Below are 14,644 nucleotides of genomic sequence, written 5' to 3'. Positions count from 1 at the left end.
TTAGCCTTGGCAAATTAGCCTAACAGCTCCAAACCTGTCATCAAATGAAATCAATGACTTATCAGAATGGGTTGTAGTCCTCATCTCACAGTAAAGGTAGGTGGCTAACTTCATTTTAAAACTTTCGTTTTAGAAACATAATCCCTAAAATTCAACTTCTTCACCAGCAGACACAGACTTCCAAGACAGCTGTTCCACAGGAAATTCAGCTTTAAGATCAAATAATTCAAAGGGTTGACTCTGCCCATCTTGGAATGCTTTCTCCTCTAACAATTGTCCACCCTGCGACGATAACTGGTAAAGTCTCGCCAATCCTCCAGTAGCCGAAAAGGTATACGTTACAATATAACCTTCTTGAAAAACTTGCAAACTATCCGGAATCATTTCAAGTAATGGGAGCACTTGCTGCTCCTGAACATCATAAAGCCCAATTAACTGCACCGAACCATCACCATACTTATAACCAAGTAACAACTCCTCTTCTCCATCCTGATCAATATCTGCCAATGCATAAGATAAATTCCGTTGTTGACGAATTCGAGCTAGTGATTCTCTTAAAGCAGGCTGATATGTCAGCAACGTAACCTTATTCTGATTTCCAGAGAAAGTTGAAGAGCTAGATCCAGACAGACTCTTCTGTTTACGATGAGTGGTTTTTACAGTATAAACACTTAGGAGTGAGCAGCCTAGCAATCCTATTCCTAATAAAATCTTCTTTTTCACGATAACTCCTTAAAAAGCCAGGTTAGAACAACTGTCCCAGCCTGGCTACTTTTTCCACTATCTCTAAGTTACTCAAACGACTCTTCAATCTTCCTGAACGGCTTTTTCTTTTTGCCGTCGTTCTCGAAAGAACCGCTGCATGATCCCTGCACACTCGCCCTCAAGAATCCCAACTTCGACCTTAACCCGATGATTAAGACGACTGTCTTCGAGAATATTATAGAGACTACCAGCAGCTCCAAACTTAGGGTTTGCAGCCCCATATACCACTTGGGGAATCCGAGCCAAACCAATAGCCCCACTGCACATCACACAAGGTTCGATCGTCACAAAAAGAGTGGTATCCAGAAGACGCCAATGGCCCTCATGAGTATTCGCGGCTTCGATAGCCATCACTTCTGCGTGGAGAATGGCCCGATTCAAGGTTTCACGCGCATTATGGCCACGACCAATAATCTGACCATCCTTGACCAAGACACAACCAATAGGGATTTCTTCCAGAGTTAGTGCCTTTTGAGCTTCTACAATAGCTTCCCGCATAAAGGCTTCTTTTTCTTCAAGGCTATAGTCCATTGAAATAGCTCCTATTGACTCCAAACACTTTCCAAGATATTAGTTTGCTCTCGACCTGGGCCAACGGAGAAGGTTGAAATCCGAACTCCGACCAATTCCGAAATACGACGGACATAATTACGAGCATTTTCTGGTAATTCTTCCAAGCTGCGAACACCTGTGATGTCTTCAGACCAACCCGGCATTTCCTCATAAATTGGACGACAACATTTTAACTGTTCCAAGCTAGCTGGATAGTAGTCAATCCGCTCACCATCAAGGTCGTAAGCTACACAAATTTTGACGGTATCCAAACCACTAAGGACATCAATGGAGTTTAGGGAAAGGTTGGTGATACCTGAAACACGACGAGAATGGCGCATCACGACTGAGTCAAACCAACCGACACGACGGGGACGACCGGTTGTCGTTCCGTACTCATGACCTACCTCACGAATCCGCTCACCCACTTCATCAAACAACTCTGTCGGGAATGGACCATCTCCAACCCGTGAAGTATAAGCCTTGCAGACACCAACTACCTTGTCAATCTTGCTTGGACCCACTCCTGATCCAATGGTGACCCCACCAGCAACTGGATTGGAAGATGTTACAAATGGATAAGTTCCTTGATCAATATCCAACATAACCCCTTGAGCACCTTCAAAGAGTACACGTTTCCCTTGGTCTAGGGCGTCATTCAAGATAACAGAGGTGTCTGTAACATACTTCTTAATTTCTTGGCCGTAGGCATAATATTCTTCAAAGATTTCTTCAAAATCAAGAGACTCAGCTCCGTATAATTTCTCAAAAATCCGATTTTTCTCAGCCAAGTTGATTTGTAGCCGCTCCTTGAAAATATCCCGATCCAAGAGATCTGCAATCCGAATTCCAACCCGTGCCGCTTTATCCATATAAGCTGGACCAATCCCTTTGATTGTCGTTCCAATTTTATTGGCACCCTTAGCATCTTCTTGCAATTGATCCAAACAGATGTGGTATGGCAAAATGACATGTGCCCGATCAGAAATCCGAAGATTCTCAGTTGAAACCCCCTCTTCTGCCAAATACTGCAATTCTTTAACCAAAGACTTAGGATTAACCACCATTCCATTTCCAATAACGGAAATCTTCTCTGGGAAGAAAATTCCTGACGGAATTAAATGCAATTTATACTTTTTCCCATCAATCACGATCGTGTGCCCAGCATTGTCACCACCTTGATAACGGGCAATTACTTCCGCATTCGCAGACAGGAAGTCCGTAATCTTCCCTTTTCCTTCATCTCCCCACTGGGTTCCAACAACAACAACTGAAGTCATATCTCGTCTCCTGCTCTTTTCGAGAGCCAGCAAAAGCCAGCTCATGAATCTATGTACTTGTGTCCACTTCTATCCCTTGTTCGCTTTTAAAACGATAATTCCTACTTAAACATAGTTTTGTAGGCTAATCCACGAACAAAACCACATTTAGAATCAGCTCTTAGAAGTTTTTACGTCCTATTATACCCAATTTTCGGAATTTTTTCAATTTTTATGCAGCAACCTCAGACTTCAGTCGGAAGTTCCATCCATTTTCCCCACAAATTCGCTTTTTTTGCTAGAATATTCTTAGGAAGATAGAGGTTACATATGAATAGAAGAAAGTCCTTTTTTCACAGTCATTTTTATAATTCTAGCGCCATCACTGTCCTACTCATTGTATTATTCTTTTTTTCAGTCACGGTAGATCCCCTAGAAGCTTTAATACTGCCGAGCCTTCTTTTTATTGCTGCTCACCGTATTCATGTTTCTTCTAATAAAAAAATGAGAATCGAATATCTGCGACAAGATATCCAAAAGGTGGATCTAGATTTGAACCAGCTAGACTTCTTTCACGACAAGGGAGAAATCGAGGCTTACCAAGCATTGGCTAACCAAACACTGGAACGCTTGGAATATATCCAAGCCGAAGCCATTGATCTACGCAAAAAGCTAGGACTCAAGCGCTACAATTCCATTAGTAAAAATGCCACTAAATACCAACAACAAGTCAGATACCAACTCCAGGAATACAAACAACTAGCCTACCAGGAGCAAGTCCGCCTCAAGAATGCCTATGTTGAACCTATGGATGATAACCAATGGGAATGTCCAATTCCTGAAGAAATCCGCGAGACCTATCTCAATATTCAAAAAGATCACCAAGAGATCGTCCGTAAAATCGAAAATTCTACCGGCGGAAACCAACAAGAATTGATGGCTGTCCACCAAGCCCAAATGAGTAACTTCCAAGACATCCTAAATGGTTACCTCAAAATCTACCAAAATCCCAAGGATTATTACCAGGCCAAGCAACGCCTCAAGAAAGCGCAAGTGGCTATGGAGCAGTTTGACCTCCTCTTGGATGAGACCCTCAAACAATTAAATGAAACCGACATGCGAGACTTCGAAATCAGTCTCCGCATTCTGAGCCCAGAAAACGAAACAGGAGAAAATAAATGAGTGATTCCTTCAACTTTGACATTGACAAGATTGCTAACAAAGCCCTCAAACAGGACAAGACTAGCGAGATTATCCTAGCCAACAATCCAGAAAATCCCAACACACCCAGTTTACAATTTTTCGATAAACTAACTCCCCAGCAACAATCTGCTATTCAAGAGCGTACACCTCAACTCGTGGATCAATTTTTGGAAGATAAAAACTCCCTCTTGGATTTCGGACAAGAAGCTGTGGAAAATGTTAATATCACGGTCAACAAGATTCTTAGCGAACAAAAGAAACTAGAGATCCCACAGGTAGATGACATTCTATCCCAGACCAACCGAGAACTGAATGGCTTCGTAGCTAAGTATAAAGATGCCAAACCAGCCGACTTGGAAGAAAAACCAAATTTCCTACAAAAACTCTTCCGACAAGGCAAAAACAACCTCCAAGAATTCTATTTCGACTCCCAAAATATCGAGAAGAAAATGGATGGTATGGCCGCAGCCGTTGTCAACCAAGAAGAAGTCTTAGCACGCAACATCGTCTCTGCTGAAATGTTGATTGAAGAAAATACCAATTCCATCGAAAATTTAGTCGGAGTCATCGCCTTTATCGAATCTAGCCAAAAAGAAGCTGGAGAGCGTGCTTTCCAATTGCAACAAGAAGTAGCTAGTTTAGACCCTGCCGGTATCGATTACCAAGTAAAATCAGACCAACTAGCCCACCTAACAGAAGTGGTCAATATGCTAGAAATTCAACACACAGAATACATCAGCCGCCTCTACGTAGCCTGGGCAACCACCCCACAAATGCGAAACTTGGTCAAAGTCTCTACAGATATGCGGCAAAAATTGGGAATGCTCCGTCGCAACACCATCCCAACCATGAAGCTCTCAATCGCTCAGTTGGGAATCCTCCAACAATCTGTCCGCTCTGGTATGACGGCTGATGCTATTACCAATGCCAATAATGCAGCCTTAGAATTACTGGCAGAAACCAGCAAAGAAGCCATCCCAGCCTTGGAACGTACCGCCCAAAATCCAACCATGAGCGTGCAAGCCGTTACCAAACTGGCTGAAAGTTTGGTGGTTCAAAACCAACAAATTATTCAAGCTATCGAAGACGGTAGACACAAACGCGCACAACTGGAACAAACCATTATTGAATCCGCCAACAGCATCAATGACTCTGTCAAGCTTCGTGACAAAGCCATTATTCAAAGCCTCCTTAATCAAGGTGTTTCGGCTCAAAAAGAAATCGACCAGCAACCTGAATAAATCGGCTCTTTGTCAACTGTAATGGGTGAATAGGGTATCGTTAGCGACTATATTTAATTTTTTAGTCTAGTCATCATCCAGATTCTTAGGAATCCTTATGAAAGTGGTGCGGACGTAAGCAGACTCCTTCGGAGTCTCATCACTAAACTTTGAGCCTTGGTCTCAAAGTTTCCGTCATCCGCATCTTATGCGGATGATTCCACCACAGATAAGGATTCTTTTTGAATCTGTTTAGTGCTAGTCAGTAGCTGTAGAATTTGATAATTGAACACGGGAGAGCACGGTATAAGTGCTTTCCCTCTTTATATTCTGATTCACATAAATGCGTTTCTTGAAGTTTTCAAAATTTCTAAAGCCAAATGCGTTTCTCTTGATGACTTTGATGAGGTTATTCGTTGCTTCCAATCGTGCATTGGAGTAAGGATAGTCAAATGAGTGGAGAATAAACTTCTTATTTCGCAGAAAGGAGAAGGAGCGTAGTCTAATTTAGCTCGAAGCACTTGAAAGTTTTTTTCTTTGAAAGCAAAAAGAATTTTGATGTTTCTATCTGTTAAACCAAGCAATTCTGTGGTATTCTTAATAAGTCTCATATGATTCTCCTAGTGTTAGTTTGGTCGCTTTACATTATAGGTCATAAGGGACTTTTTTTCGTACCCAAAAAGCCCTATAACTTCTATTTTGGATTTTCACCCATTATAGAAATTATAGAGTCAATAAATCTAAGGAAGAGCAAAAGAGTATTACCTCCAAAACGAACATGTTTTGGAGTTTTTTTTGTGTCTAACCGTAATTACACAACCCTCCAATTTCAAGATAAGCTACTAGAGTAACTTTTGTATTAAGTTGACAAAATTTTAAAATTAGGGTAACTTAATTCTTAAATGGTAGATACTTCCATCAACCATCAATCCCAATGGAGAATCCCAAACAAGGGAGTAGCAGTTCATTCAGGAGGCAGGAACCTAGAAACTAAAAGCTTCCCAAAAATCCAACTCCTGGGCTCCTCCATTTCATTACTAATCAAAAGGAGGTCCTATGACTTTAGATATTTCAAATTTATCTCTTGCCTATGATGGGCAAAGAGTCTTTCAAAATGTATCCCTCTCCCTTCATCCAGGAAAAATCACAGGTATGATTGGTCCCAATGGGGCTGGTAAGTCTAGCCTTGTTAAAGCCATATTAGGGCTCATCTCAACAGAAACCGGAAGCATCCAATTTAACAATGAACCCTTAAATCCACGCAAACACCGAATCGCTTATGTTGAACAGAGAAAAGACATTGACCTGACTTTTCCTATTCAAATTCAGGATCTTATTCTAACAGGCACCTATGCCCGCCTCGGACTTTTTCACAAACCAGGACCTAACGAAAAAGCTGCTGCTAGACAAGTCATGCAGCAGGTCCAGATTGAACACCTTGCCTATCGACAAATGAATCAGGTGTCTGGCGGACAATTGCAACGAGCTTTTGTAGCACGCGCCATTTTACAAGATGCCGATCTCATCATCCTAGATGAACCCTTTGTTGGTATTGACGCAGAAAGTGAACAACAAATTATGAAAATCCTTAGACTCTGGAAGCAAGAAGGACGAACCATTTTTGTTATTCACCATGATCTCTCCAAAGTCCATGATTACTTCGACGAACTCGTTCTTATGAATCGTGGAGTTATTCAAGCAGGCCCTAGTCAGCAAGTCTTCACAGCAGAAAACCTAGCCAAAGCCTTCAACCCAGACTTTGCTTCCATCTATTTTCAGGAGGAACGCTTATGAATGCCATTTCAAACTTTTTCCAAGCTCTTCAAGTTTATCCCTTCCTTCAAAATGCCCTTATTACATCCATTTTGATTGGGATCATGTCAGGGCTCATTGGCTCTTTCATCATCTTGAGAGGAATGTCCTTGATGGGGGATGCCATTTCTCATTCCGTTCTTCCAGGTGTAGCCCTCGCTTATATTCTGGGAATCAACGTTTTAATTGGCGCCTCCATTTTCGGTTTTCTGGCCGCCCTGCTTATTAGCTACATCACTTCCAAAAGTCAGTTAAAAATGGATACCACCATTGGTGTTGTTTTCAGCTCCCTCTATGCCCTGGGATTTATCCTTATTCACTTTGCCCAGAGCTCTACCAATCTTCACCATATCCTATTTGGCAATATTTTAGCCGTCAGCAATCTGGACTTACTCATTACCGCTCTCATATTTCTTCTTGTTCTACTCTACCTCCAACTTTTTTACAAGGAACTGCTCATCACTTCCCTAGATGAAAACTTTGCACGCAGTTATGGACTCAATACCAATCTCATGCACTACAGCCTCATGTTTATCTTGACCTTGGTCACCGTCACTGCCCTGCAATCCGTAGGAATTATCCTTGTTGTCGCCATGCTGATTATCCCCGCAGCAACAGCCTTCCTCTGGACCAACCAACTCCCACAAATGATGGGTCTCTCCAGCCTAATTGCTGTCGGTGCTTCCATCATCGGTCTCTACTTCAGCTATACCTTTAATTGGGCCTCCGGGCCAACCATTGTTTTAGCGGCAGCTCTTTGTTTTGCCTATTCCTTTCTATTTTCCCCAAAAAGAAAAAGAAAGGGAGCTAGGCAAGGAACCAATAAGAAAAAAATTGCAGTTCCCCTACTACTCGGAGCGGGGCTAATCGTGGGATTTTGGGGCTTTCTCTATCAGCACTCCACTCATTCTAACAACCTACAACCTAGAGAGCGACTCTCCATCGTCACTACTAATTCCATTTTAGAGGATATGGTGAAACAGGTTGGACAAGACCGCCTTGATGTCTATAGCATTGTTCCACGTGGACAAGATCCTCATGAATATGAGCCAACTACAGAGGACATTGCCAAGGCTAGCGATGCTAATCTACTCTTCCACAATGGATTAAACTTAGAAACTGGTGGCAATGGCTGGTTTTCCAAAATGGTTCAAACAGCCCATAAAACCGTCGACACGGATGTCATCGCTGCTAGCCAAGGAATCACGCCCCTCTACCTCTCTAGCAACAATCGAGAAACAGACCCTCACGCCTGGCTAGACCTAGCCAACGGCATCCAGTACGTCAATACCATCACTAAAGCACTCCAAAAAAAGGATCCTGCCAACGCTGATTTCTACCAAGAAAATGCGGACAACTATATCGCAAAACTCCAAACCTTACACCAAGAAGCCCAATCCAAATTTTTGGACATCCCTGAGGAACAACGACTCTTAGTAACCTCCGAGGGAGCCTTTAAATACTTTGCAAAGGCTTATCATGTCACCCCCGCCTATATTTGGGAAATCAACACTGAATCCCAAGGAACTCCCCAACAACTCCAAACCATCCTCGACACCATCCGCCACTCTCAAGTGAAACACCTCTTCTTAGAAACCTCTGTCTCCCCCAAAGCTATGAAACAAGTAGCTACACAAAGTCAGCTAGATATCTACTCCACAATTTTCACAGACTCCCTCGCAAAAAAAGGGGAAGAGGGAGACCAATACTACACCATGATGAAATGGAATCTGGATAAAATCTACGAAGGTCTAAAGTAAGAGCTAGTCCAAAACTCCTTGATTTTTTGCTATACTAATCTAAAAGGCAGAACAAAGGAGCAAGGGCATGACACCCAACAAGGAAGACTACCTAAAGCGTATCTATGAGAGAAGCCAGGCACCTGGCAAAATGACCAATAAGGAAATCGCCCACCTCATGGGGGTATCTGAACCAGCAACCTCCGAAATGTTAAAAAAAATGATCCTAGAAGATTGGATTGTGAAGGATAAGGACAAAGGCTACTTGGTCACAGAGAAAGGGATGATACAGGTCTCTAATCTCTATCGAAAACACCGCTTAATTGAAGTCTTTCTAATCCAGAATCTAGGCTATTCCAGTCAAGACATTCATCAAGAAGCAGAAGTTTTAGAACATAGTGTTTCAGATCAATTTATTAACCAATTAGAGATTATGCTAGAGTTTCCGAAACATTGTCCTCACGGAGGACGAATCCCTCGCATGCAGGAACTGCTACAAGAAGACTTCACCCAACGACTATCTCAGGTCCAGCCACATCAGGACTATGTCCTCTGTCGATTCCCTGATCAACCCGAATTCATAGACTATCTTGAAAATCAGAATTTACACCTTGGGACCATCTTTCACCTACTCAAAAAGGATGATTTCCTACAAACATTAGAATTGCAATTTCAAGAAAAGACACTCAGTCTCCCACTAACTTTAGCAAATCAGCTCTATGTAGAGCCTGCATAACACCCAGAGGCTGGGCAAAAAGCCTTCGAAATAGAAAACAGCTTAGAATTACGTTATTCAAAACGTTGATTCTAAGCTGTTTTCTATTTATTCAAATTTCAAGCTAAGCCAGAAATTGCTAGTTTTTGCCCAGCCTCTTTCACTAATAAATAAGGGAACTATATACCAGTTTACACCAACAACAACATATTGTATTTATGAGAATATCAAAAAAGGCGATTTCCGTTTTGGAAGTCGCCTTTCAATTTTAATAGTTGTTCCCTTTTGAAGAGTTGTGCTTTTTACATAATAGTTGGCAATTTTCAGGGACAGTTTTTCCACCTAAAGACCACGGTGTAATATGGTCGCCTGCTAGTTCTTTAAGAGCATACTCTCTGTTGTTTCCTTCATCCACACAATAAACACAGTGATGGCTCTGTTCTTCATATTTTTGCTTGATGGTTTTATCATCAAAAGCTCTAAGTTGGAGATATTTGGAATCTCCGTAAATGATGTACTGATAAATCCCTTTCATTTTAGTTGTGACTTCATCATCATTTGCCAACTCTGCAATTTTTTCGTTAATGACAGAAGCACTATTTTTGATGATATTGTTGTCTAACTGTCCTAATTGATACTCTTTGTAGATTGTTCCCCAATCCATCCCTTTCAAACTGTTTTGATAGCTTATAAACTTTCCACGAACCCATTCAATTATGGCAGAAAAATTTTGCCATAATTCAGAAGCATCTGCATCTCCTTGATGCTTCAACATATAATCTTCGATTGTATTTGTACTATCGTCATTATCATTTTGTGAAGCCCATTTAATAGCAGTTTGTAGATACTCTTGTCTATTCCAATTACCATTTAATAGTGGTTCCGCTTTATCGTTATTTGGATTCTCGTCAGCAAGTACAACGCCACGTCCAGTCTTTGTTGAAAATCTTTGTTTAGCATCAGAAAGCCAAGTTCCTGTATAAGCAGAGTTTCTTAATTCTTGCTCATTTAATGGTTCGCCTGCTGTATTGATAACATGAAACCATTTCATTTTTTCGGAAGCAGTACCTTCACAAACATATATGTCTAACTCATAATCAAGAATTTGTTCTGCTAAATCAGTTAGGTTCATCTGAAGATTTGGGAAATCTTGTTGTGGAGCACTGGATGGAAATTTACTTGATTTTACAGAGTAATTCCCCATAACATAATTACAAATAGCTAAAATACGTTGTTGACCATCGAGAACTTCATATTGTCCGTTTCCTAAATCAACCCAGTACATAATACCTAAAGGACACTCATCTAAAACGGTTTGAATTACAGCTTGTCTCTTATCTTCGTTATATACGCTATTTCTCTGATAAGAAGGACGAATATTCAAGTTACCATTATATCCTTTTACAGCGTCAGTAGTAGCACCATCATCATTATTGGTATACCCACTAGCTAAATCTCTGATAGTGAATGGCCTATCAAGTATATCTCTTAATCTTCTTACTTTCATTTTATTCTCCTTTTATCAATATCCCTTATCTTCATCACGACTAATTGGATTTAGATTTCTAACTAAAATTCTGAAATATGGAGGTTTCCCATCTATTGTTAAATCTTTATCGTCATCTCCTTTTCTGAATTTAATAATCTCGAATTCAGTTGGATTGAAATAATTGATAAAAGTTATTGGTACTCCCATTACACCATCATAATCAATTGGAATGTCTTTAACATTATCTACATTTATTGCATCGTAGTTATCGTATTTAGGGTATTTACTCTCAAACCCTTCGTAATATTTATGAGCTTTTGTTTGGTCAAATACATCACCTACATGCCATAAACCATCATGTCGTTTTTGTAAATCTAAGTTAGTAAACCAACAACCCATTATATGCTTTACTTTTTTTCCATCTTCATCCAATTTTTCATAATCAGCTCCCTCTGGAACGTACAACCAAAAGTCTGAATTCATACTTCTAGCACCAATCCAAATTTGGTTATTCTGAATAAGTGGAAAAATTTCCTTATATGTTACAGAGTTTTTGTTTCCGATAACGATAAATTTTTTTTGATGTTCCATTAATTGAGAAATATATTCTCTAAACAAACTGAACGGAGGATTAGTCACAACAATATCAGCTTCTTTCAGATAGTTTATACTGTCCTCGCTCCGGAAATCTCCAGCGGTATACTCATCATCTCCATAAATAGTTTCAATATTTCCAGCTTCCATATTGAAGTCATCGCCACCTTCATAAATCAGAGCATACGAAGGTTCGCTATCTTCTTGAAAATGTGTTGCTATCAGTTTTTTAATACCCAAACTAGCAAAATTGTTATGAAAATAACGCCAAAAATTTGATTGTCTTGGGTCATCACAATTACAGTAGATAACCTTATCTCTAAAGTGTTCTCTATAATGCCCCATTTCCTCAGCAATATCTTTATAACGAGTATAAAACTCATCGTTTTTGGCTTTTTTAGCGTTGTGGAGTGAGCCAGCCATTATGCCACCCCACTTTCGTAGGGAGCATAAAAGGCTTCCTCACAAAAATGTGAAAAAGCCTGTTTTAGAGCTTGACAAAAAACACGTCCGATTACATAATCAGCGTGAGCTGTGAGCTGTGAGCTGTGAGCTGTGAGCTGTGAGCTGTGAGCTGTGAGCTGTGAGCTGTGAGCTGTGAGCTGTGAGTGCGTTCATAATGCTTAATTTCCTTTATTTTTGATACTCTATTATATCAAAATTCTGGCTTTTTGCATAGTAGAAGTTTACATTTTTGTTGACAATCATTCTTATTTTCGATATAATACAATCAAGAAGTAAGGAGTACCAGTTATGAAGTTTGAGTTTAAATCATTATTTGATTTACAATCTGCTTTTCCAGACGAACAGTCATGTATTGACCATTTAGAAAATATGATTTGGGGCGATGTGATTATCAGCCCTTTTGATGCTACCTCAAAGGTCTACAAATGTAAAGGTAACAAATACCGTTGTAAAAATACTGGAAAATACTTCAATGTTAAGACTGGTACTCTTTTTGATAATACTAAAATTGAACTTCGTAAATGGTTTATGGCAATTTGGCTTGTGACTTCTCACAAAAAAGGAATCTCATCTGTACAATTATCAAAAGATATTGGTGTTACGCAAAAAACAGCTTGGTTCATGCTGGAACGTATCCGTAAGTGTTTTAGTTCTGAAAACAACAATAGTCTTGATGATGTTGTGGAAGTTGATGAAACCTACATAGGTGGTAAAAACAAGAACCGTCATAACTCCAAAAAAGTCAAAAATGCTCAAGGGCGTTCATTGAAAGACAAATCTGCTGTAGTAGGCATGGTACAACGTCAAGGTAAAGTTAATGCTCATCATGTTCCAGATACAAAGACGAAAACATTGACTGAACAGATTGTCAAATACGTAAAGGAAACAGCTCAACTTTACACTGATGAATGGCTGGGTTATAATAAAGTGGCTAAGATGTATAATCATGACTTTGTTAATCATGGAATTAGTGAGTATGTGCAAGGTGATGTTTATACCAACACGATTGAAGGCTTTTGGGCTGGATTGAAACGTGGAGTATTAGGAATTTATCACTCATGGTCCAAGAAATATCTTCAAGACTATGTAGATGAATTTGTTTTCCGTTATAACACTCGTGATTATTCGGATAGTCAGCGTTTTAATCTCTTACTTTCAAATGCCTGTGTCCGTACTAAATATAGGGAGCTAATTTATGGCTACTAATACACTAAATGATTTACATTTTGAATTGGAAAGGTCTATTTCTCGAAGAGTTGATAGTAAGCTAATTGGGTATCAGGTTAGTCTTTCTGATAATTTTTATGACAAGTATACGAAATTCTGGAATAAGAAGTACAGTTTTGATTTTGTTACTAACCATCGTTCTTTTTATGCTCAACTAACAAAGACTTGTGTCTATGATGCGTTGAAAGAAAGTCTCAAAAAAGTAGATAGAAAAGCAATCGCTAAACACATGGCAGAGCTGGAAGCCTTGATTGATGTCGCAGAGAATAAAGAGGAATTTCAAAACTTTTTTGAGAAAAAGTATAGTCTCAAATTCCCTGATTTGAAGGATTGTATATATCAGAAGAAAAAAGAGTTATCTGATTTTGATAAGAAACTCTGGATAGCCATGCACTATAATCCTAGAGAAGATAAGAGGGAAGAATAATGACAACATGGTATGATTACATGGTAAGAGCCAGCAAACATGCTGGAAGTGATGGCGATTTATGGTTTCGTTACCTTTATAAGGTTATTCAAGACGAAGAGACCAAGCTGACAGCTGAAGATGTTGAACAGTTATTAAAAAATCCTACCCTGTCACCTTTTCAAAAGACAACCCTTCAAGATGCCTTAACAGACGGTACGCATACAAGGGAACACGTCTTACAAGCCAATCGTAAGAGCCAACCAAAAGATATTCTGAAGCTGTTTAAAGAGGGGAATTATGGATAAGAAAGTTTTATTTGAAGCTCTCAACACAGAATTATCCAAGGAAAATATAGACCTTGAAATCATTTGTGTTGGTGGTTTTGTCCTTGAGTATTATAATCTTCGAGGAACACAGGATGTCGATGCTTTTTATCAAGAAGATGCTAAAATCAGAAGTATTATTGCAAAAGTTGGTGATGATTTTGGTGTGAATGAACCTGATGAATTATGGCTGAACAACAATGTTGCAAATTTGAATAAAATACCGCCACGGTCTATTTGTGAGAAGGCATTTAACTATTCAAATCTAACGATTCTTGTACCACCACTATCTTACATTCTCGGAATGAAGCTAGAAAGTGGACGAGATAGGGATAGACAAGATGCTGGGGAAATTATTAAACTAGTGAAAATTCGTTCTATAAAAGATGTTATCAATAAACTCAAAGAATACGGATTTCAACCTGATATTTCAATGGTTTTAGAAGTGTTTGAAATAGCCTATGGTATGGAATGGTTGGCAGAGTATATGACCGAACATCCAGAAGAATTTAGACATTATTAAAAGACGATTTCTGCTTGGAAGTCGCCTTTTTTAATATTATCGGAAATACTATATATTGTGGTTGGTGTAAACTGGTATATAGTTCCCATAAATAATACTTAACAAAAAAACAAAAATAGCTGTATACTATAAGGTATGAAAGTCGAACTAAATGAATATCAAATTAGCGAATTGAAGCAAGCCCTGAAAGATAAAAAGAATGCACAGCACCATAGGAAAATTCAAGCTCTCATTCTCTACTCTGAATGTCAGAATTTAACAGCAGTAGCTAAATCAGTAGGTTTTGTTCATCAAACTGTACGAAACTTATTGAACCGTTATCTAGAAGGAGGTTTAGAGGCACTCCTTA

At 39.5% G+C, this 14,644-nt stretch carries 15 protein-coding genes and 1 pseudogene; 10 read left to right on the top strand and 6 right to left on the bottom strand.

The annotated features are described in order from the left end of the window. Positions 1-144 precede the first annotated feature (144 nt). The 3 genes from E4T71_RS06630 to E4T71_RS06620 all read right to left on the bottom strand — a co-directional run bounded on the left by E4T71_RS06630 (position 145) and on the right by E4T71_RS06620 (position 2,597). Positions 145-723: a hypothetical protein gene (locus E4T71_RS06630; RefSeq protein ID WP_135038296.1), complete on the bottom strand. Its 579-nt coding sequence runs from the start codon at positions 721-723 to the stop codon at positions 145-147. Positions 724-807: 84 nt separating this feature from the next. Beyond that, entirely contained in the window at positions 808-1,296 is a 489-nt protein-coding gene (tadA, locus tag E4T71_RS06625) for a tRNA adenosine(34) deaminase TadA (RefSeq protein ID WP_135038294.1), read from the bottom strand. 11 nt (positions 1,297-1,307) lie between these two features. Further along, complete coding sequence (locus E4T71_RS06620) at positions 1,308-2,597, bottom strand: adenylosuccinate synthase (protein ID WP_135038292.1); 1,290 nt, start codon at positions 2,595-2,597, stop codon at positions 1,308-1,310. Positions 2,598-3,080: 483 nt separating this feature from the next. Between E4T71_RS06620 and E4T71_RS06615 the strand changes: the two genes are divergently transcribed. Next, positions 3,081-3,758, top strand: a complete 678-nt coding sequence (locus E4T71_RS06615; protein ID WP_167758484.1) for a hypothetical protein — start codon at positions 3,081-3,083, stop codon at positions 3,756-3,758. After that, positions 3,755-5,020 (top strand): toxic anion resistance protein, encoded by a 1,266-nt coding sequence (locus tag E4T71_RS06610; protein ID WP_135038288.1) that lies wholly within the window; start codon positions 3,755-3,757, stop codon positions 5,018-5,020. Before E4T71_RS06615 ends, E4T71_RS06610 begins: the two co-directional genes overlap by 4 nt. A 237-nt stretch (positions 5,021-5,257) precedes the next feature. Here E4T71_RS06610 and E4T71_RS06605 read toward each other — a convergent pair. After that, a pseudogene (locus E4T71_RS06605) lies at positions 5,258-5,488 on the bottom strand (transposase); the annotation flags it as partial. Positions 5,489-6,055: 567 nt separating this feature from the next. Between E4T71_RS06605 and E4T71_RS06600 the strand changes: the two are divergent. From E4T71_RS06600 to E4T71_RS06590, 3 genes are all read left to right on the top strand, one after another. Then, the gene (locus E4T71_RS06600) at positions 6,056-6,793 is read left to right on the top strand and encodes a metal ABC transporter ATP-binding protein (RefSeq protein ID WP_135038287.1); all 738 of its coding nucleotides are present in this window, start codon (positions 6,056-6,058) and stop codon (positions 6,791-6,793) included. After that, a complete protein-coding gene (locus tag E4T71_RS06595; RefSeq protein ID WP_135038285.1) occupies positions 6,790-8,571 on the top strand; it encodes a metal ABC transporter solute-binding protein, Zn/Mn family in 1,782 nt (593 codons plus the stop codon). Before E4T71_RS06600 ends, E4T71_RS06595 begins: the two co-directional genes overlap by 4 nt. Before the next feature lie 67 nt (positions 8,572-8,638). Next, positions 8,639-9,286: a metal-dependent transcriptional regulator gene (locus tag E4T71_RS06590; RefSeq protein WP_135038283.1), complete on the top strand. Its 648-nt coding sequence runs from the start codon at positions 8,639-8,641 to the stop codon at positions 9,284-9,286. A gap of 247 nt (positions 9,287-9,533) precedes the next feature. On the opposite strand, the gene E4T71_RS06585 is transcribed toward E4T71_RS06590, so the two are convergent. Both E4T71_RS06585 and E4T71_RS06580 read right to left on the bottom strand, forming a co-directional pair. Beyond that, the gene (locus tag E4T71_RS06585) at positions 9,534-10,772 is read right to left on the bottom strand and encodes a DUF262 domain-containing protein (RefSeq protein ID WP_135038281.1); all 1,239 of its coding nucleotides are present in this window, start codon (positions 10,770-10,772) and stop codon (positions 9,534-9,536) included. Between the two features lie 15 nt (positions 10,773-10,787). Beyond that, positions 10,788-11,771, bottom strand: coding sequence for an adenine-specific methyltransferase EcoRI family protein (locus E4T71_RS06580; RefSeq protein ID WP_135038279.1), 984 nt, complete (start codon positions 11,769-11,771; stop codon positions 10,788-10,790). 330 nt (positions 11,772-12,101) lie between these two features. Between E4T71_RS06580 and E4T71_RS06575 the strand changes: the two genes are divergently transcribed. From E4T71_RS06575 to E4T71_RS06555, 5 genes are all read left to right on the top strand, one after another. Beyond that, positions 12,102-13,019, top strand: a complete 918-nt coding sequence (locus E4T71_RS06575) for an IS1595 family transposase (RefSeq protein WP_074485110.1) — start codon at positions 12,102-12,104, stop codon at positions 13,017-13,019. After that, positions 13,009-13,467: a hypothetical protein gene (locus E4T71_RS06570; RefSeq protein WP_135038277.1), complete on the top strand. Its 459-nt coding sequence runs from the start codon at positions 13,009-13,011 to the stop codon at positions 13,465-13,467. The genes E4T71_RS06575 and E4T71_RS06570 overlap by 11 nt, the downstream gene beginning before the upstream one ends. Continuing rightward, positions 13,467-13,754 carry a hypothetical protein gene (locus E4T71_RS06565; RefSeq protein WP_135038275.1) on the top strand — a complete coding sequence of 96 codons (288 nt, stop codon included), beginning with the start codon at positions 13,467-13,469 and terminating at the stop codon, positions 13,752-13,754. The genes E4T71_RS06570 and E4T71_RS06565 overlap by 1 nt, the downstream gene beginning before the upstream one ends. Then, positions 13,747-14,295: a DUF6036 family nucleotidyltransferase gene (locus E4T71_RS06560; protein ID WP_074485103.1), complete on the top strand. Its 549-nt coding sequence runs from the start codon at positions 13,747-13,749 to the stop codon at positions 14,293-14,295. The genes E4T71_RS06565 and E4T71_RS06560 overlap by 8 nt, the downstream gene beginning before the upstream one ends. Positions 14,296-14,430: 135 nt before the next feature. Next, a partial coding sequence (locus E4T71_RS06555; RefSeq protein ID WP_135034965.1) for a helix-turn-helix domain-containing protein occupies positions 14,431-14,644 on the top strand: 214 nt, incomplete at its 3' end.

This window comes from Streptococcus sp. WM07 (genome assembly GCF_004570525.1).
In the GTDB taxonomy this organism is placed as follows: Bacteria; Bacillota; Bacilli; order Lactobacillales; family Streptococcaceae; genus Streptococcus.
This window is presented reverse-complemented; position numbering and strand designations above follow the sequence as displayed.